Source organism: Mesorhizobium sp. USDA 3734 (genome assembly GCF_056279665.1).
Genome location: NZ_JBWCCW010000001.1, coordinates 1,666,310 through 1,684,022, shown reverse-complemented (window position 1 = coordinate 1,684,022; position 17,713 = coordinate 1,666,310). Strand labels below are relative to the sequence as shown.

Genomic DNA, 17,713 nt, shown 5'->3' with positions numbered 1-17,713 from the left:
GCCTATGGCTTGATAACATCCACGGGGGCCTCGAAGGTTAGAGCCTCGACCAGCAATTCGACGGGAGCTGCCAAGCCCTTGAGGGTGGCATGCAAGCCCAACGTAACCGCTGCCAGGTGATCCTCCGGCCTATCGTTGTCGTTCGTGAACTTAGCGACGGCCGGTGGCTTCACTTGCGTGATGATCAACTCGATGATTCCGGTGTCGACGTGACGATTGCCCATGAGTTCGCGCATCATCGCCGTCGCGTGCTCCGCCCATTTCACCTCGGGCAGTTGCAGCTCGGCGATCGACGCCTTGAAGGCGTTCCGTAAAATATCGGTATCGAGAGCGGATATCATGCTGCTTGGGCTTTGGTCGTCTTCCATCTGAAGTCTCCCGGCGGGGCGGGAGTACATCGCACTCTCAAGCACCAGCGCCCATTTCGTGGCCGATGACGCCTCGCACATAGTGGCTTTGCGCACGCGCTCAATAACAAATGAGATCGGAGCGGGATGGTGTTTTTTCCGTACCAAGGCGCTGCGGGTCGGAACGTTTTCTCCCGGCCAGCATTTTGAGTGCCATCGAAAGACAGGAGAGACTCCCTTGACCAGATTGCCTCAGGACAAAGAACGGATTGAACGCGCCACCCGCGAGGCTCAATCCATCATCGCCATCGAACGTCAGGCGCGTGAGGCAAAGACGGCCCGGCTGCGAGAACTGCGACTTTCCTCAGAGGCGCCAATCTCGACAGGGACCGCCATGACAAAGCGCACGCCTGGCGCCCGAAAAGCGACCCGCAAGACTATCGAGTTGGAGTGACGCTCCCAATGTGCCGTATCCGACAAGCATCTCGCGCCTATTTGCGCACGATCCAAACTATGCGCCGCCGCTAATAGCGGCACAACCAAATGTGTAACATTAGCTACACGCAATTGTGGCACGTTTGATGCATCCAAGAACTTGAGGGGGTAACGGGAGCCGAAGCGATGTATCGGAATGATGAAAAACTATGCAATTGGGCGAGCGCACGAGGCATTGTTGTCTACCGACGCTCAAAGACCGTGTGGATTGCAGCGGGAAGTTACCGGGATCGCAAATATGAGGTGAAGGGACGGACACCTGCCCTTGCGCTCGCATTGTGGAAGGAAGCCGCCAGATACAGCGGGTCGGGAATTTGAAGCCTGACGTATGCCTTGAAAAGTAGCCGCCTTACCAATGCTTTCCCGGCAGCCGCGTTGGTCATTTACGAGGCCTGTCAAAACGACAATCGCCTCGGCACAGATTTGCCGATCGTGAAATCTGGCAGCGTCCGCGCCAGCAGGCCGGCGGAAGGTGACACCCGGAACTAGAGCCGTGACGCGGTCTCCGGATCGACGCTGTATTCGAACACGCTGCCCTCGCTTTCGTCGACCACCCGAAACCAATGGCTCTGCAGGGCGCGGGGCGAAATGGCCTTGCCCGTGATTTTCTGCAGCGCCTCAAGAGCCGTGGCCCCGCTGGCAACGTGCGAAGCAGACAGTGACTCTCCGTCCATTTCGTCGATCTGGTAACGCGGCATGGCTGGCCTCCTGTCAGCGAAACCCTGGGAAGCCACCTAGGTTCCTGGAACGAAATCCCTTTTTTGAACTTGCTGGCGTCATGAGCGCCTGAGCATTTGCAAGGTTGGTCGGCACCATGAACAAGTTCCTTTTCGCAGCCGCTGATTTTCTGTCTCGCCCGCCGGGCTTCTACGTGATGATCATAGCCATGGTGGTGTGCACCGCCCTGGTGCCTTTTGGCCTGACGAACGCCGTCACCTACGCGCTCTCGGTCGCGGCCATCATCATCACCGGTGTCGTCCTGATCCAGGGCTACCGACACCGCCGCGATCCATGCCAAGCTCGACGAAATCATCGTCGCCCTCAACGACACCAGAAACGATGTCGTCGGGCTGGAGCATGCCGACCCGAAAGATATCAGGGCGAAGCTCGGCAAACTCGAGGAAGAGGCAGCGCGAACCGCGCCCGAGGCCTAGCCGGCCTTCCCGATCATTGGCATCCAATGATCTCGGCATTTTCGGCATTCATTGGCAGGAGCCCAGGCGGAGCCGCCGACCAGCGGCGAAGTTCCGGGCGAGCAGCTTTTCCTCGAACAGGCGCTGTATGGTTTCACCGTTCTCGACGATCCGAACGGCCCATTGGCCATCGATAGGCTCGATGGAAACGCCGGTCGGCCTCGGCATATCGTCAGCTTCATGGCTGCTTTTTTGATCTGCGGGCGACCGCTTCCATAAAGGAGCGTGCGGCAGCGTCACAAGCCGTCCTGGACGGTCCGTTTGCAAACAGCACGACCTCCGCGGCCTTCTCCGACATGCCGTGTTTCCTGGCAAAGACCGCCGTATCGTAAGGCTCGTTTTCAGTCCCCGGTGTGGAGGAAGTGACCCTGACCTTGGTCATTGGCGCGGCCGCCTGAAACTGTAGAGCAATTCGGCTTCATTGCTGTAGCCATTCTCGAACAGAGAGAACACCGTGGCTGCGAGCCGCTGCACATCCGGCTCCAACGATTTCGGGTCAAGTTTGCGATCGGAGCAGACCTGATCGAAGACGCGTTGGCACAGTTGCAGATCAGAAGGATGGAAGGCTGAATTGGTCCTGTGACGGCTCGACATGAGATGCCCCTTTTCGGAGCAGCGACCCACTTGCCTGACGCTGTGGATCGAAAAATTAATTTGACCGCAGGAAGAGTCAATATCGGCGACATCAGCGTAAAAATCGTACAATTCTCCGGCTGGAATTGGACGCGCTTTCGCGCCGGTCACAGGGCAGGCGTGACATGCGCTTAACGGTTAGCCGGCGGATTTTATCCACCATCCCCCGATCTGGCGCCTCCCGGCAAAATGTCGGTTTTGTACCAAGAAGCACTTGGTACGTTTCCGACACTAACGTTGAAGTCGATCTTTTCGTATGCGAACGGCATTGGGGGACGCCGTGCATCGCATTTCATACAGTATTCCTAGGTTCTTTCGTTCAAAGATCCTATATGCAGGCAATCGTCGGCACGTTGATACGGGCGCGGACGGCTGGGAGATCGGATGGCTCTTGCCCTGCATAGGGCCACGCCATGACTGACCCCGATAAAAACCTTCAATATCGAAATCAATTGCTGCGCCGCATGCTCGCGGATGATCTGGCACTGCTCGAGCCGCATATGCGGCGTTGCGAATTGCCGTTGCGCATGATGCTGGTGACCCCCGGTGTTCCGATCGAGGCCGTCTACTTCATCGAACAGGGCATTGGTTCGGTGGTCGCCCGCACAACAAGCGGCCACGAGGCCGAAGTGGGCTTTATCGGCTTCGAAGGCATGACCGGGTCCTCCCTGGTGATGGGTGACGACCGTGCGGTGCATGCGTGCTTCGTACAGCTCGAAGGCGAAGCCATCCGCATCGAAGCCGGCGCTTTCAACGCAGCCCTCGCGGCAAGTGCGACCTTGCGCATGTTCCTGCTGCGCTTCGTCAACGCGTTGCTGACCCAGACAGGCTGCACCGCGCTCGTCAACGCGCGGCTGAAGCTCGAGGAGCGGCTGGCGCGCTGGCTGCTCATGTGCGACGACCGGGTGCCTGGCGAACGCCTCGCCATCACCCACGAATTCCTGGCCATCATGCTTGGTGTCAGGCGGCCGGGCGTCACTGTCGCCCTCCAGCTGCTCGAAGGCCGCGCGCTAATCCGGGCGCGCCGGGGCGAGATCGTCATCCGCGACCGCGTCGGGCTGATCGAGCTCGCCAATGGCAGTTACGGCGAAGCCGAGGCCGAATATGTCAGGCTGATCGGCGAGATCCGCCAGGCCTGATCAAGAGCGGTTGCCGCCTGCGGCCGACTTGCCCGGTGGTGTCATCTTGCCGGGCAGTGCCGCACCGCCTTCAGATGCATCCCGGCCAATCGGCAACCCGGCATGCTCCAGGCTTGCGAGCTTGCATTTTGTCTGTTCGGCTGCCGCTCCGACAAGGCAATCGATAGCGAACATAGCACCGGCATGATCGCTCGCCGCGACCGCCTGGCGTATCTTGCTCAATTGCGCTTGCGTGTAGTCCAGAAGCTCGACCAGGTCGGTATGATCCAAACCGCCCTCCATCATAGGATGTCGAGAGGCCGATCTGAGGTCGCTCTTGGCTGCTAAAATACGCCCATTTGCAGGTCTTGCATAGCCAAACTGTCAAAAACGTACAGTCTTCGCGCAGCCGGGTCCGGCATTGGTCAAAGGTCTCTCTTTGCGCCATCTTTGCCGTGTGAGAGATTGCAATTATATAAGCTATCGCTTGAATAATCTGGTTCGTACGTCTGTCGCGGGGAAGATGTCGTGCCAATTCGCGAGAATCTCGCCGCCAACCTCAGGCGGCTGATCCGGCGCCACGCTTCCGTGAGCGCGGTGTGCCGTGAGCTTGGCGTCAACCGCACCCAGTTCGAGCGTTATCTGCAAGGAAGGACCGTTCCGAACAAAGCCACCGCCAAGCTGATCTGCGATTACTTCAAGATCGACGAGAATGAGCTGTATCGCGAGCCCGCGGCCGGGGTAGTGGGAGACGACGGCCACGCATCGCTGCGCCAGACACTGTATGAGAACATGGTACGGCCCCCCTCGCCCGCCATCGCCGGCGGCACCTATTTCACCTATTTTTCGGTCCCCGACCGCCCCGACCTTCTGATGCGCTCGGTCACCTTCATGCGGCGTGAGGCCGAGCTGGTCACCTTCAGGCGGGTGACGCGGTGGGACCCGGGCGATGGCCAGGGCGGAGCCAGAGTGCCCGGCAACCATTACGGCGTGGCGATCTCGCGCCTGAACTGGATCTATTTCAGCGGCATCAACCGCCGCCAGACCGCCGAGCCTTCGATCATGACCGTGCAGTGGGCCCCCATCTCGGAGCCGGTTCTGGTCGGCAGCGCCTTCGTCCTGACAGGATCGGGGCCAACCTGCGTATCGGTCATCATGCGCCAGGACGTCACCAGGATCAGCATGAGACGGGCGATGCAGATGGCCCACATCGTCAGCCTCGACGACCCCGGCGTCGATCAGCTGGTGGTCAGTCTCGCGCGTGAGGCCTGATTGACCCAGCGGCGGCGGCGTTCGCAGTCAGCCAAGGCGAAGCGTGTTGCGTGCGATCTGCCAGGCGGATTCGACATGCCGCCGGGCCGCCGCCTCCGCCTCGTCCGGCTTGCGCGAGCGGATGGCATCCATGATTTCCGTCATTTCGGCGATCGCCGGCTCGCGGCGGTTTTCCGACGCGATGGTCATCGAGCGGAGCTGGTTGATGCGCACATTCAGCCCCGTCACGATTTCCCAGGCAATCTGCTTGTCGGCCGCCCCGAACAGCGTTTCATAGAATCTGGTCGTCGCCCGCATCACCTCGACCGGCGCGCCTGACGCCCAGGCGTCAAGCAGGTTCGCCAAGGCTGCATCGAGCGAAGCGATCTGCGCGTCGGTGGCCGACAAGGCGCAAGTCCGCGCCGCGATCCCCTCCAGCAGCGCCCGCAATTCATAGATTTCATCGGTGCGGCCGAGATCCGGCTTGGCCACGGCAGGCCCATGGCCGGGTATCATCTGCACCAGGCCCTCCGCCTCCAACTGCCGCAGGACCTCGCGCACCACGGAACGGCTCACCCCGAGCTGATCGCAAAGCGGCCGCTCGACCAGCCTTTCACCGGGCTGGAAGTGGAAGCCCATGATCGCATCGCGCATGCGTTCCAGCGCCAGCGTCCGCAACGTCTTGGCGGAGCGGTCGATCCGCAGCGTATCGTCTGACATTTTTTCTCCGCCTTCGCTTGCGCCGCCACAAAACAGATTCCGCAGCCGATTGACAAGGTCCTTGGCGCTCCATAGCATGGTATACCATAAGACGATACAGGGATGACGGCGCTGCACCGCGCCATCGCGACCAAGGACTGCTGATGAAACCGGCCATTCGAAAGACCGTCACCTACATCGAGAACACGCTTATCGAGGGCGGCAAGGCCGCGCCCAGGCCGTTGCGCCTGATCGGCGTCGCCGCAGTGCTGACGAACCCCTGGGCCGGCCGCGGTTTCACCGAAGACCTGTCTCCGGAGATTCGCGCCATCGCTCCCGTGCTCGGCGAACTTCTGACCCGCGAGATCATCGCCGTCGCCGGTTCAGGCGAGGCGATCGAAGGCTACGGCAAGGCCGCCATCTGCGGCACGGCGGGCGAGATCGAGCATGCGTCGGCGCTGATCCATACGTTGCATTTTGGCAATCACTATCGTCGAGCGGTGGGCGCCAAGACCTATCTCGCCTTCACCAATCTGCGCGGCGGGCCGAACACGCCGATCATGATCCCACTGATGGACAAGAACGACGAGGGCCGCCGCTCCCACTATCTGACCGTGCATTTCCAGATCGGCGACGCGCCTGCTCCCGACGAGTTGGTTGTGGCGCTCGGCGCTTCGATCGGCGGCCGTCCGCACCACCGTATCGGCGACCGCTATCAGGACCTCAAGGAGGTGGGAGACCTGCATGGCTGATGTCGCCGCCCCTGCAAGGGTCCGCAACACGGCGCCGGACGGCACCGGCTTCATCCGCGCCGGCTCCGGCGCGCCGGTTCTGCTCATTCACGGCGTCGGCATGAACGCAACGATCTGGCAGGATCAGATCGCGTCGATGCAAGATCGCCACGATCTCATCGCCATCGACATGCTCGGCCACGGCACCTCGCCCCTGCCGCCGGAAGATGCCGCCCTTTCGGATTTCGCAGAGCAGGCGCTGCGCCTGCTCGACCATCTCGGTCTCGCCTCGGTGTCGATCGTCGGCCATTCGATGGGCGCGCTGGTCGCCCTGGAAATCGCCCTTCGCGCGCCGTCGCGCATCCGCTCCATCGTCTGCCTCAACGCAGTCTTCCGCCGCCCCGAAGCCCTGGCTCAGGCCGTGCGCGAGCGTGCGGCAGCCCTCGGCACTCATGGCGATCCTTCCGCCATCGCGGCAACGCTTGCGCGCTGGTTCGGCGACCCGCTGCCGGAGAGCCTGGCGGGTGCGGCGGCAACGGCGCGCGCAGCCCTTGAAGGCGTCGACCCAGAGGGCTACGCGCGCACTTATCGCCTTTTTGCCCATGCCGATGCCGAGCATGCCGATGCCCTGGCCGGGCTGGCCGCACCAGCCCTGTTCATGACCGGGTCCGACGACAGCAATTCGACCCCGGCCATGTCGGCGGCGATGGCGAGGCTGGCGCCGCGCGGCCAATGCCTGGTGCTCGGCGCAGAAAGGCACATGATGGCAATGGCTTCACCCGAAAAAGTGACTCACCACATCAGCGCTTTTCTCGACGCTGGCGAAGCCGCGACGCCGCAGGACGATCCCGTCTTCGACAGCGGCGAATTCCGGCGCGCGCTCGGCTCCTTCCTGACCGGCGTCACCATCGTCACCACGGTCAGTGCGGAAGGTGAGCCACGCGGCTTCACCGCCAACTCCTTCACCTCGGTCTCGCTCGAACCGCCGCTGGTGCTCGTCTGCATCGCCAAGAAGGCGCTGGGACACAGCACCTTCTCGACATCGAAAGGCTTCGCCATCAACATCCTGTCGGAGAGCCAGAAGGCGCAATCCGGCATCTTTGCCTCCAAGGCCGCCGACAAGTTCGCGAGCGTGGCCTGGCAACCGGGCCGGACCGGCAATCCGCTGATCGACGGTTCCGTCGCGGTGTTCGATTGCGCCATGCAGCAGCTGGTCGACGCCGGCGATCACTCGATCCTGATCGGCCGCGTCCGCGATTTCAGCCACAACGGAGCGCAGCCTCTCGGCTATTGCCGGGGCACCTATGTGACGCCCGGCCTCAGCCAGGAGGCGTTGGCGGCCGTGCCGCCCGATACGGAAGTCGGCGCCATTCTCGAGAATGACGGCCGCGTGCTGTTCTTCGAGACATCCGACGGCTTCCACGAATTGCCGGCCGGACGGGGACTGGGCACGCCGAAAGATCCGCGCAGCCTGAAGGGGCACCTTGCCGCCAAGACCATCGACGCGCAACTCGGCTTCCTGTTCGCCGTCTGGGACGACGCAGCCGCTCCATCGCGCACACATGTCTATTATCGCGGAACGATCGACGGCCCGTGTTCCGACGATCGCCGGATCCGGCTTGTCGACATCGAGCAGATAACCGATCTCAGGATCGCCGACCCTGCGGTGCGTTCCATGCTTGCCCGCTATGTTCGCGAACGCACGGAAGATGCGTTCGGGGTCTATGTCGGCAACGAGGTCGAAGGCGAAGTCCGGCCGCTCGCCAAGCCCTCGCCAGTTCTTCTTTCCGGTCGCGGGTGACGCTGATGAAATTCTCGCTGTTCGTCCATATGGAGCGTTCGGATCTGGCCAAGCCGCATTCCGAGCTTGTCGGTGAGTTGGAAGAGTTGGTTGTGCAGGCCGAAGAGGCAGGCTTCGAGACCGCCTGGATCGGCGAGCATCACGGCATCGAATTCACCATCTCGCCGAACCCGTTCATCAACATCGCCTGGCTCGCCGCCAAGACCAGGCGCATCCGGCTGGGCACTGGAACCATCGTCGCGCCGTTCTGGCACCCGATCAAGCTTGCCGGCGAAGCGGCGATGGCCGACGTGATCTCTGGCGGCCGCCTCGACATCGGCATTGCGCGCGGCGCCTACGCTTACGAATACCAGCGGCTTTTTCCCGGCCTCGAGGCCTGGGGCGCCGGTCAGCGCATGCGCGAAATGGTGCCGGCGATCCGCGGCCTGTGGGATGGCGATTTCGAACTCTCAGGCGAGTTCTGGTCGTTTCCGCCGACCACCTCGTCGCCCAAGCCGCTGCAAAAGCCCTATCCGCCGATCTGGGTGGCCGCGCGCGATCCCAATTCGCATGACTTCGCGGTGGCCAGCAAATGCAATGTGCAGGTGACGCCGCTGGCCTCCGGCGACAGCGAGGTGACCAGCCTGATGGAGCGCTTCAACACCGCCTGTGCTGCCCACCCCGACATAGCGCGGCCGGAAATCATGCTGCTGATGCACACATTCGTCGCCGAGGACGCGGCCGATGCCGAGCGCCTGGCGCAGGACCTGTCGCAGTTCTACTGCCAGTTCGGCGCCTGGTTCCAGAACAAGAAGCCGGTGCGCCAGGGCATATTGGAGCCGCTGACCGAGGCCGAGATCGCGGCCATGCCGCAATATGCGCCGGACAAGATCCGGCAGAACCTCGTCATTGGCGAAGCCGAAGAGGTGATTGCCAGGCTGAAGGCCTATGAGGCGCTCGGCTACGACCAGTATTCGATCTGGATCGACAGCGGCATTTCGCATGAGCGCAAGAAGAAATCGCTGCAGCTATTCATCGACAAGGTGATGCCGGCCTTTTCCGAGCCGAAAGCGGGATCGCGATGAGCACCGGCGAATTCAAGAACTATATCGACGGCGGCTTCGTGGGCGCAGCAGCGGCCTTCGACAGCATCGACCCGTCGACCGGCACGGCATGGGCAAAAATGCCCGCCGCATCGGCTGATGACGTCGACCGCGCCGTCGAAGCCGCGCACCTTGCGCTGCGCTCCGGCCCATGGGCGGCGATGACGGCGACAGCGCGCGGCAAGCTCTTGGTGCGGCTCGGCGACCTGGTGGTCGCCAATGCCGACCGGCTGGCGGAACTCGAGACGCGCGACACCGGCAAGATCATCCGCGAGACCCGCGCCCAGATCGTCTATGTCGGCGACTACTACCGCTACTATGGCGGACTGGCCGACAAGCACGAAGGCGCGTTCGTCCCCATCGACAAGGCAGACATGGAAGTGACGGTCCGGCCCGAGCCAATCGGCATCGTCGCCGCCGTCGTGCCGTGGAATTCGCAGCTCTTCCTGTCCGCCGTCAAGCTCGGGCCGGCGCTGGCCGCCGGCTGCACCGTCGTCCTCAAGGCATCGGAAGATGGCCCTGCCCCGCTGCTCGCCTTCGCCGAACTTGTCCATGAGGCCGGATTTCCCCCAGGCAGCGTCAACATCCTGACCGGCTTCGGCCATGATTGCGGCCACCGCCTGACCAGCCATCCGCTCGTCGCCCGCGTCGCCTTCACCGGCGGCCCGGCAACCGCCCGGCAGATCGTCCGGAACACGGCTGAAAATCTCGCCTACACGACGCTCGAACTGGGCGGCAAAAGCCCGGTCGTGGTGTTCGCCGATGCCGATCTGGACAGTGCCGCCAACGCCGTCGTGGCCGGTATCTTCGCCGCCACCGGCCAGAGCTGCGTCGCCGGCTCGCGCCTGCTGGTCGAGCGTTGCGTGAAGGACGAATTCCTCGCCCGGCTCAAGCGCAAGGCAGAAGCGATCAAGATCGGCGATCCGCAGGATCCCGCAACCGAAATGGGGCCGCTTGCCACGTCACGGCAGCGCGACTGGATCGAGAAGATCGTTGCGGCAAGCCTTGCCGCGGGCGGACGGCTGGTCACCGGCGGCAAACGGCCCGCCGGCCACGACGGCGGCCTCTATTACGCGCCGACGATCATCGATGCCAATGACAACACCGGCCTGCCCTGTGTGCGCGAGGAGCTGTTCGGGCCGGTGCTCAGCGTGATCGCCTTCGATACGGAAGCCGAAGCGCTCGCGCTTGCCAACGACACGCCGTTCGGCCTGGCGTCCGGCGTCTTCACCACCAATCTCGCCAAAGCCCACCGCATGGCGCGCGGCATCCATGCCGGCGTGGTCTGGGTCAACACCTATCGCGCCGTCTCGCCGCTGGTTCCGTTTGGCGGCTATGGCCAGTCGGGCCTCGGCCGCGAAGGCGGCATGGACGCGATCCGCGACTACACGCGTTCGAAATCGGTCTGGATACGCACCTCGGACGACCCGATTCCCGATCCTTTCGTCATGCGGTAAGCGCCGCAGGCCGGGGAAACGCGATCAAGGCGAAAACGCCGGTCGCAAACAGAAACAACGAAAACAAACAGAGGAGAACGACATGAAACTGATCACCGCCGGCGTCCTTGCCCGCCTTCTTGCAACAACACTTCTGGCAACGACACTTCTGGCAACGACGGCCGCAAAGGCCGAGGACATGGTGTTCACTTCCTGGGGCGGGACGACCCAGGAAGCGCAGACCAAATCCTGGGCCGAACCCTTCACGGCCGCATCCGGCATCAAGGTCATGCAGGACGGCCCGACCGACTACGGCAAGCTGAAGGCGATGGTCGACGCCGGCAGCGTCAACTGGGATGTCGTCGACGTCGAGATGGATTTCGCCATCAAGGCGGCCAAGGATGGCCTGCTCGAGCCGATCGACTTCACCGCCGTGCCGAAGGCCGATCTCGATCCGCGCTTCACCACCGATCATGCCGTCGGCAGCTTCTACTATTCCTTCGTGCTCGCCTGGAACAAGGGCGCCGTTTCGGGCGACCCGGCCGGCTGGGCCGACATGTTCGACACCAAGAAATTCCCGGGCAAGCGGACCTTCTACAAATGGTCGGCGCCCGGCGTCATCGAGATCGCGCTGCTCGCCGATGGCGTGCCCGTCGACAAGCTTTATCCGCTCGATCTCGACCGCGCCTTCAAGAAGCTCGACACCATCAAGTCCGACATCGTCTGGTGGGGCGGCGGCGCGGAGTCGCAGCAATTGATCGCGTCCGGCGAAGCGACGTTCGGCCAGCTGTGGAATGGCCGCGTCTTCGCGCTGGAGAAGGACGGCGCCGACGTCGGCGTCTCCTGGAACCAGAACCTGACCGCGGCCGACGTGCTGGTGGTGCCGAAGGGCGCCAAGAACAAGGATGCAGCGATGAAGTTCCTCGCCGCGGCGAGCAGCCCGGCCGGCCAGGCGAAATTCGCCGAAGCCAGCGGCTATGCGCCCATCAACACCAAGGCCAAGGCCGAGATGCCGGCCGACGTGGTGAAGGCGCTGCCGGACGCCCATGTCGACGGGCAGATCAATCTCGACATGAACTACTGGGCCGAGCACCGCGACGAGATCGCCACGCGCTGGTATGCCTGGCAGGCGAAATAAGTCTGCCTCTGAACAGCAAGCGACGGGACGGCGCACGCCGTCTCGTCCCATAGCCGGATCCCTGCCATGTCGGTCGAAACACGCCAGAGCCTACCAACATTTCGCATGCCGGCAGGCTTCAATGGCCTGCTGCCGGCCCTGGTCCTGATCGTGCTGTTCTTCGTCGTTCCGGTCCTGGCCCTGCTCTTGCGCAGCGTTACCGAGCCCGAACCCGGCCTGCAGAACTACGCGGCCCTGCTTGGCGACGGCACCTATGCGCGCGTGTTCTTCAACACCTTCCTGGTCGCGTCGGTGGTCACTATCGTCACCGTCCTCGTCGCCTTTCCGGTCGCCTGGATGCTGGCGATCATGCCCTCGGCGCTGGCCTCGATCGTCTTCGGCGTCATCATCCTGTCGATGTGGACCAATCTCCTGACCCGCACCTATGCCTGGATGGTGCTGCTGCAGCGCACCGGCGTCATCAACCGGACGCTGATGGCCGCTGGAATCATCGATCAGCCGCTGCCGCTCATCAACAACCTCACCGGCGTCACCATCGGCATGGTCTACATCATGCTGCCCTTCATGATCCTGCCGCTGGTCGGCACGTTGCGGGCGATCGATCCGATGACGCTGCGTGCCGCCGCACTGTGCGGCGCCAGTCCCTTCCAGGCATTCCGCCGCATCCTTTTGCCGCTGTCGCTGCCCGGCATCGCTGCCGGCGGCCTGATGGTCTTCGTCATGTCGCTCGGCTACTTCGTCACCCCGGCCCTGCTCGGCGGCACCTCGAACATGATGCTGGCCGAAATGATCGCGCAGATGATCCAGTCGCTGCTCAACTGGGGGCTCGGCAGCGCGGCCGCCTTCATCCTGCTGGTTGTCACCATGGCGCTCTACGCGCTGCAGCTGCGCCTTGTCGGCGCCAGGCGCATGAGCGGAGGTGCCTGAGATGCTGCTCGACTATGACCGCATGGGCTGGCTGAAGATTGCCCTGCTCGGCTTCACCGCTCTGGTTGCCGGCTTTCTCCTGTTGCCGGTGGTCTTCATCGTCCTGCTCTCCTTCGGCTCGTCGCGCTGGCTGGCCTTTCCGCCGCCCGGCTGGACGCTGAAATGGTACCAGGAGCTGTTTGCCGACCCGGCATGGCTCGACGCCGCGCTGACCAGCGCCAAAATCGCCACCATGACGGCGATCCTGTCCGTAGTGATCGGCCTTCTCGCTTCCTTCGCTTTGGTTCGTGGACAGTTTGCCGGGCGCGAGATCCTGCGCGGCCTGCTGCTGACGCCGATGGTGCTGCCCGTCGTCGTCTTCGCCATCGCCATCTACGCCTTTTTCCTGCGCCTTGGCCTCGGCGGCACCACGATCGGCTTCGTCATCGCCCACACCGTGCTGGCGCTGCCCTTCGCCATCATTCCTATTGCGACCGCACTGGAAGGCTTCGACAAGTCGATCGAGGACGCGGCCATCGTCTGCGGCGCCAGCCCGCTCGAGGCCAGGCTCAGGATCACCTTGCCGTCGATCCGGATCGGCATCTTTTCCGCTGCGATCTTTTCCTTCCTCGCCTCCTGGGACGAAGTCGTGGTGGCGATCTTCATGGCGAGCCCCTCCTTGCAAACCCTGCCCGTCAAGATCTGGGGCAGTCTGCGCTCGGATCTGAGCCCGGTCATCGCCGCCGCCTCCAGCCTGCTGGTCGGGCTGACGCTTGCCCTGATGGTGGTGACGGCGCTGCTGCAGCGAAAGGTCCGGACATGACCCAGCCCTTCCTCTCCATCCGCAATCTGCGCAAGGTGTTCGGCGCGATCACCGCCGTGCACGACGTCACGCTCGAGATACCCAAAGGTGAGTTCCTGACCTTCCTCGGGCCTTCGGGTTCAGGAAAATCGACGACGCTCTACGCCATCGCCGGCTTCCAGGATCCGAGTTCCGGCGATGTGCTGCTGCAGGACAAGTCGCTGCTTGCCGTGCCTTCGCACAAGCGCAACATCGGCATGGTCTTCCAGCGCTACACGCTGTTTCCGCATCTGACGGTGGCCGAGAACGTCGCCTTTCCGCTGCGGGTTCGCCGCAGGCCGGAGGCCGAGGTAAAGCTGAAGGTCGCCGACATGCTGGCCTTGGTGCGGCTCGAAAGCTTCGCCCAGCGCTTGCCGGGTGCCCTGTCTGGCGGCCAGCAGCAGCGCGTGGCACTGGCCCGCGCGCTGGCTTACGATCCGCCGATCCTTTTGATGGACGAGCCCTTGTCGGCGCTCGACAAGAAATTGCGCGAGGAAATCCAGGGCGAGATCCGCCGCATCCATCGCGAGACCGGCGTCACCATCCTCTACGTCACGCACGACCAGGAGGAGGCGCTGCATCTGTCGGACCGGATCGCCCTGTTTAAGGACGGCCGCATCGAGCAGACCGGCAGCGGTGAAGACCTTTACCTCCGGCCAGCCACCGATTTCGTCGCCGGCTTCATCGGCAATTCAAATTTCCTCGCCGCCGAACATCTCGACACCAGAAATGGCACGGCAACGATCCGGCTGGCCGACGGTTCAGTCGTCTCCGGCGTCAGGGCCAACGGCACGTTCGGCAAGGGCCAGAAGACCAGGCTGATGATCAGGCCGGAAGCGTTTGGCATGGAGCGGAGCCCGGCGAGCGCGGGGCTCAACGTCGAGATCGTCGATGTCGCCTTCTACGGCGAGCGCCGGCGCATCGTCGCGCGCACCGCCGGCGGCGAGGGGGTCGACATCAGGCCGACCTCCGCCGCCATGCAGTCGCAGGATCTGACGCCCTGCAGCCGGCAGGTCTTTTTCGATCCGGCAGCGGCGTTCCTGTTTCCCGCCTGACATGCCGGTTGATTGGCTGTGGCTGCAGAGCGGCAGCTGAGCATCAGCAAGTCGCCGCGCAATCTTGATCGCGCGGCAAATGATTCCTGTCATGGAATCCCACTTTGGCCGAAACGAGCAAAATCCGAAAAAGTTTCAAGATTTTTTCGACTATATTTTACCCGGGATTGGCCTGTTTCCTGGAACTTTCATCCAAACCTGTCGTTTTTCCAGACGATCGTTGCTCGACGATCTCAAAGCAACAGGAGGATTATACCATGAATATCAAGATGATCTGTTTTGGCGCGATGGCGCTTTCGATGGTTGCCGGCTCGGCGCTTGCCGCCGGCAACACCGGTACGTCGGCTCTCGACGATCCGGCCAAGATGCAGCCCTTCTACACCGACACCGGCATGAAGACGATGGTCAGCAACGACGACTTCGTGAAGGCTTGGAAGGCCCTGTCGCCCGACGACCAGGCCGCGATGATGAAGGCCTGCGAGGACGAGTCCAAGGACGCCACTGCGGCCAACGCCCATCCAGAATTCTGCAGCAGCGTGAAAGCGAACGGCGGCAGCAAGTAGCAGTCCACCGGACCGACGAGAAAACAGCCCCGTCGCGGGGCTGTTTTGCGTTCGGGCTTCGAAACGGGCAAGCCCGGGATGGCACAGAAAGCAGCCAAAGGTCGAAGGGTGTTTGTTATCTCCCGGAACTGGGTAGGCCCGCTGTCACGGTGGACAGCTTCCCGCGCTTGTCGAGCGTCGGCTTCTCATGAATCTTCTTCATCGATGTCCCCATGGCCCAAATGATAAGGCCAAGAGGCATCAGCCGTGCCCGCCCTGTCAAGCTGCGGCCAAGAACGTCTTGGTGAGCGTCGCCAGACCTGGATCGTCTCCCACTCCCAACAGCGTCGTCCCATTCTGGTCATGTTGCACTGCGATAGATTTGTTGCGTTGCGATATCAGTCTGCCCCGCCAACACTGCCAAGCGGGTGGATTTGGGGGTCGGGCTTACACGAAGGAGTCTCCGTGGCAGCATCGTTCCGGCCGTACATACAAGGATTGCGCGCGCTCGCTGTCGGCGGCGTCGTTGCCTATCATTTCGGCCTCACCGCTCTGCCGGGCGGCTTTGCCGGCGTCGACATCTTCTTCGTCATCTCCGGCTGGCTGATCACCACCCACCTGATGCAGGAGATCGACGACACCGGCCGGCTCGACCTCTGGCGCTTCTATGCCAGGCGCGCGCGGCGGCTTTTGCCGGCAGCCTTGTTCGTCATCCTGGCGACGCTGGCCGCCGGCTACTTCATCCTGGCGCCGCAGGAACAGGCGCTCTATTCGCGCGGCGCCATGTTCGCCTCCGCCTATGCCATCAATCTGTGGCTGCTGCGCTGGTCGTTCGACTATTTCGCCGCTGACGCCACCGCCAATCCCTTCATCCATTTCTGGTCGCTGTCGGTGGAGGAGCAGTTCTATCTGGCCTGGCCGGCGCTGCTTCTGCTGGCCGCCTGGCTGCGTCCGGGCCGGCGAACGGCCGTGGCCGTGATTGGCGCGGCCGGCCTCGCCTCCTTCGCCGCCTGCCTGTGGCTGACCAGCGCGGCACCGGCCTGGGCCTTCTATTTCTCGCCGCTGCGCGCCTGGGAGTTCGCCGCCGGCGGCCTGGCGACACTGGTCCCGGTGGCTTTGCTGCGGCACCGCGCCTGGCTGCGGCCCACCCTTGGCTGGTTCGGCCTGGCGCTGATCGCGACGGCCTATCTCCTTCTCAGCGAGGACCTGCCCTTCCCCGGCTGGTATGCACTGCTGCCGGTCGCCGGCACCGTGCTGGTGCTCCTGAGCGGTGTCGGCGTGGAACAGACCGATGGGCGGACCGGCAGGCAGGCCCCTGGCCCGGCCACCGCTCTGTCGCTGCCGCCTTTGCAATGGATCGGCACGCTCTCCTATTCGCTCTATCTGTGGCACTGGCCGGTCATCGTCTATGCCGGGATGCTGGCGCCGGATCTCACCGTGCCGCAGCGCCTCGGCTGCGGCGTGCTGGCGCTGGCGCTGTCGGTGCTCACCTATCACCTCATCGAGAACCCGGCGCGGCGCGGCGCCTGGCTGACGGTGGGCGCCCGCGCGCTCGCTCCGGGGCTCGCCCTGACCGGTGCCGGCGTGGCGGTCGCCTATGCCAACGCGCATCTGGCGACGCGCAACATCGGTCCTGAGCAGCGCGGCATCGAGCAGGCGGCCGAACAACCCTCCGTCGCGCGCGCCAGGAACAAAAACTGCCTGGCCGACTTCCACACGGTGACGCCCAAACCCTGCGTGTTCGGCGCGACCGACGCCGCCCACACCATCGTGCTGTTCGGCGATTCGCATGCCGACCACTGGTCGACGCCGCTGATCGAAGCAGCCAGGCGCGACGACACCAAGGTGGTCACCTATCTCAAATCATCGTGCCGCGCCTCGCGGCTCTCCACCTTCAACACCGTGCTGAAGCGCGACTACACCGAATGCGACGCCTGGCGCGAGCAGGCGATAGCAGACATCATCCAGGCCAGGCCGCGCCTGGTGGTGATCTCGGAATTCTCCATCGGCAATCTGACGCGCGACATGCCCGCCGCCGGCCGCAAGGCCGAGACCACGCGCTGGCAGGCCGGCCTGCGCTCGACCTTGCAGGCCTTCAGCCGGGCCGGCGTCGAGACGGCCGTCATCCGCGACACGCCGATCAACGCCAGCTTCGCCGACTCCTGCGTGGCGCGCGCTTTGTGGTGGCGCGAGGCACCTTCGCCGCACTGCGACACGCCAAGGGCGGACGCCGCCAACGACAGCACCGCCGCCACCGAACGCGCGATCGTGGCAAGCGTGCCCGACACGCTCTATGTCGACCTCACCAACCACTTCTGCGGCCCAACCGCCTGCCACGTCGTCATCGGCGGCAAGCTCGCGTTTCGTGACAGGCACCATCTGGCGACAGCGTTTGCGGAGACGCTGGAGGGGCCGCTGGAGCGGGCGCTGTTTTAGGGGGGCGGT

General features: G+C 63.6%; 18 protein-coding genes and 1 pseudogene. 13 read left to right on the top strand and 6 right to left on the bottom strand.

The genetic code is table 11. The features are described 5' to 3' along the window. Window positions 1-2: 2 nt before the first annotated feature. Together ACZ89F_RS08030 and ACZ89F_RS08025 are read right to left on the bottom strand one after the other, a co-directional pair. Window positions 3-368 carry a hypothetical protein gene (locus tag ACZ89F_RS08030; RefSeq protein ID WP_476091202.1) on the bottom strand — a complete coding sequence of 122 codons (366 nt, stop codon included), beginning with the start codon at window positions 366-368 and terminating at the stop codon, window positions 3-5. Window positions 369-1,327: 959 nt separating this feature from the next. Further along, on the bottom strand, window positions 1,328-1,540 hold the full coding sequence (locus tag ACZ89F_RS08025; RefSeq protein ID WP_476091201.1) for a hypothetical protein: 213 nt from the start codon (window positions 1,538-1,540) through the stop codon (window positions 1,328-1,330). Window positions 1,541-1,656: 116 nt separating this feature from the next. Here ACZ89F_RS08025 and ACZ89F_RS08020 point away from each other — a divergent pair. Continuing rightward, window positions 1,657-1,996, top strand: a pseudogene (locus tag ACZ89F_RS08020) (low affinity iron permease family protein). Between the two features lie 48 nt (window positions 1,997-2,044). On the opposite strand, the gene ACZ89F_RS08015 reads toward ACZ89F_RS08020, so the two are convergent. Further along, window positions 2,045-2,275 carry a hypothetical protein gene (locus tag ACZ89F_RS08015; RefSeq protein WP_476091200.1) on the bottom strand — a complete coding sequence of 77 codons (231 nt, stop codon included), beginning with the start codon at window positions 2,273-2,275 and terminating at the stop codon, window positions 2,045-2,047. A 138-nt stretch (window positions 2,276-2,413) separates the two neighbouring features. Then, the gene (locus ACZ89F_RS08010; protein ID WP_476091199.1) at window positions 2,414-2,779 is read right to left on the bottom strand and encodes a hypothetical protein; all 366 of its coding nucleotides are present in this window, start codon (window positions 2,777-2,779) and stop codon (window positions 2,414-2,416) included. 302 nt (window positions 2,780-3,081) lie between these two features. On the opposite strand from ACZ89F_RS08010, the gene ACZ89F_RS08005 reads away from it, so the two are divergent. Next, on the top strand, window positions 3,082-3,807 hold the full coding sequence (locus ACZ89F_RS08005; protein WP_476091198.1) for a Crp/Fnr family transcriptional regulator: 726 nt from the start codon (window positions 3,082-3,084) through the stop codon (window positions 3,805-3,807). Here ACZ89F_RS08005 and ACZ89F_RS08000 read toward each other — a convergent pair whose 3' ends face one another. After that, complete coding sequence (locus ACZ89F_RS08000) at window positions 3,808-4,077, bottom strand: hypothetical protein (RefSeq protein ID WP_476091197.1); 270 nt, start codon at window positions 4,075-4,077, stop codon at window positions 3,808-3,810. Between the two features lie 237 nt (window positions 4,078-4,314). Here ACZ89F_RS08000 and ACZ89F_RS07995 point away from each other — a divergent pair, with 237 nt between their 5' ends. Continuing rightward, complete coding sequence (locus tag ACZ89F_RS07995) at window positions 4,315-5,058, top strand: helix-turn-helix domain-containing protein (RefSeq protein ID WP_476091196.1); 744 nt, start codon at window positions 4,315-4,317, stop codon at window positions 5,056-5,058. Window positions 5,059-5,085: 27 nt separating this feature from the next. Here ACZ89F_RS07995 and ACZ89F_RS07990 read toward each other — a convergent pair whose 3' ends face one another. Further along, window positions 5,086-5,757, bottom strand: coding sequence for a GntR family transcriptional regulator (locus ACZ89F_RS07990; RefSeq protein WP_476091195.1), 672 nt, complete (start codon window positions 5,755-5,757; stop codon window positions 5,086-5,088). Window positions 5,758-5,900: 143 nt separating this feature from the next. Here ACZ89F_RS07990 and ACZ89F_RS07985 point away from each other — a divergent pair, with 143 nt between their 5' ends. The 10 genes from ACZ89F_RS07985 (at window position 5,901) to ACZ89F_RS07940 (ending at window position 17,704) form a co-directional block, all read left to right on the top strand. Then, complete coding sequence (locus tag ACZ89F_RS07985) at window positions 5,901-6,488, top strand: amino acid synthesis family protein (RefSeq protein ID WP_126069863.1); 588 nt, start codon at window positions 5,901-5,903, stop codon at window positions 6,486-6,488. Next, complete coding sequence (locus tag ACZ89F_RS07980) at window positions 6,481-8,268, top strand: alpha/beta fold hydrolase (protein WP_476091194.1); 1,788 nt, start codon at window positions 6,481-6,483, stop codon at window positions 8,266-8,268. The genes ACZ89F_RS07985 and ACZ89F_RS07980 overlap by 8 nt, the downstream gene beginning before the upstream one ends. Before the next feature lie 5 nt (window positions 8,269-8,273). After that, entirely contained in the window at window positions 8,274-9,332 is a 1,059-nt protein-coding gene (locus tag ACZ89F_RS07975; RefSeq protein WP_476091193.1) for an LLM class flavin-dependent oxidoreductase, read from the top strand. Then, the gene (locus ACZ89F_RS07970) at window positions 9,329-10,807 is read left to right on the top strand and encodes an aldehyde dehydrogenase (RefSeq protein WP_476091192.1); all 1,479 of its coding nucleotides are present in this window, start codon (window positions 9,329-9,331) and stop codon (window positions 10,805-10,807) included. Before ACZ89F_RS07975 ends, ACZ89F_RS07970 begins: the two co-directional genes overlap by 4 nt. Window positions 10,808-10,889: 82 nt before the next feature. Continuing rightward, window positions 10,890-11,924 carry an ABC transporter substrate-binding protein gene (locus tag ACZ89F_RS07965; RefSeq protein ID WP_476091191.1) on the top strand — a complete coding sequence of 345 codons (1,035 nt, stop codon included), beginning with the start codon at window positions 10,890-10,892 and terminating at the stop codon, window positions 11,922-11,924. Between the two features lie 66 nt (window positions 11,925-11,990). Next, a complete protein-coding gene (locus ACZ89F_RS07960; RefSeq protein WP_476091190.1) occupies window positions 11,991-12,851 on the top strand; it encodes an ABC transporter permease in 861 nt (286 codons plus the stop codon). A gap of 1 nt (window position 12,852) precedes the next feature. Next, a complete protein-coding gene (locus ACZ89F_RS07955) occupies window positions 12,853-13,653 on the top strand; it encodes an ABC transporter permease (protein WP_476091189.1) in 801 nt (266 codons plus the stop codon). Next, window positions 13,650-14,726, top strand: a complete 1,077-nt coding sequence (locus tag ACZ89F_RS07950; protein WP_476091188.1) for an ABC transporter ATP-binding protein — start codon at window positions 13,650-13,652, stop codon at window positions 14,724-14,726. The genes ACZ89F_RS07955 and ACZ89F_RS07950 overlap by 4 nt, the downstream gene beginning before the upstream one ends. A 257-nt stretch (window positions 14,727-14,983) precedes the next feature. Continuing rightward, window positions 14,984-15,289, top strand: coding sequence for a hypothetical protein (locus tag ACZ89F_RS07945; RefSeq protein WP_476097237.1), 306 nt, complete (start codon window positions 14,984-14,986; stop codon window positions 15,287-15,289). Between the two features lie 444 nt (window positions 15,290-15,733). Then, window positions 15,734-17,704, top strand: coding sequence for an acyltransferase family protein (locus ACZ89F_RS07940; RefSeq protein ID WP_476091187.1), 1,971 nt, complete (start codon window positions 15,734-15,736; stop codon window positions 17,702-17,704). The last annotated feature ends 9 nt before the right edge of the window (window positions 17,705-17,713 follow it).

Bases quoted from the DNA above. Each gene is read 5' to 3' on its own strand.
- ACZ89F_RS08030 (WP_476091202.1), bottom strand. From the start codon at position 368: ATGGAAGACGACCAAAGCCCAAGCAGCATGATATCCGCTCTCGATACC.
- ACZ89F_RS08025 (WP_476091201.1), bottom strand. From the start codon at position 1,540: ATGCCGCGTTACCAGATCGACGAAATGGACGGAGAGTCACTGTCTGCT.
- ACZ89F_RS08005 (WP_476091198.1), top strand. From the start codon at position 3,082: ATGACTGACCCCGATAAAAACCTTCAATATCGAAATCAATTGCTGCGC.
- ACZ89F_RS07990 (WP_476091195.1), bottom strand. From the start codon at position 5,757: ATGTCAGACGATACGCTGCGGATCGACCGCTCCGCCAAGACGTTGCGG.
- ACZ89F_RS07985 (WP_126069863.1), top strand. From the start codon at position 5,901: ATGAAACCGGCCATTCGAAAGACCGTCACCTACATCGAGAACACGCTT.
- ACZ89F_RS07980 (WP_476091194.1), top strand. From the start codon at position 6,481: ATGGCTGATGTCGCCGCCCCTGCAAGGGTCCGCAACACGGCGCCGGAC.
- ACZ89F_RS07975 (WP_476091193.1), top strand. From the start codon at position 8,274: ATGAAATTCTCGCTGTTCGTCCATATGGAGCGTTCGGATCTGGCCAAG.
- ACZ89F_RS07970 (WP_476091192.1), top strand. From the start codon at position 9,329: ATGAGCACCGGCGAATTCAAGAACTATATCGACGGCGGCTTCGTGGGC.
- ACZ89F_RS07965 (WP_476091191.1), top strand. From the start codon at position 10,890: ATGAAACTGATCACCGCCGGCGTCCTTGCCCGCCTTCTTGCAACAACA.
- ACZ89F_RS07960 (WP_476091190.1), top strand. From the start codon at position 11,991: ATGTCGGTCGAAACACGCCAGAGCCTACCAACATTTCGCATGCCGGCA.
- ACZ89F_RS07955 (WP_476091189.1), top strand. From the start codon at position 12,853: ATGCTGCTCGACTATGACCGCATGGGCTGGCTGAAGATTGCCCTGCTC.
- ACZ89F_RS07950 (WP_476091188.1), top strand. From the start codon at position 13,650: ATGACCCAGCCCTTCCTCTCCATCCGCAATCTGCGCAAGGTGTTCGGC.
- ACZ89F_RS07945 (WP_476097237.1), top strand. From the start codon at position 14,984: ATGAATATCAAGATGATCTGTTTTGGCGCGATGGCGCTTTCGATGGTT.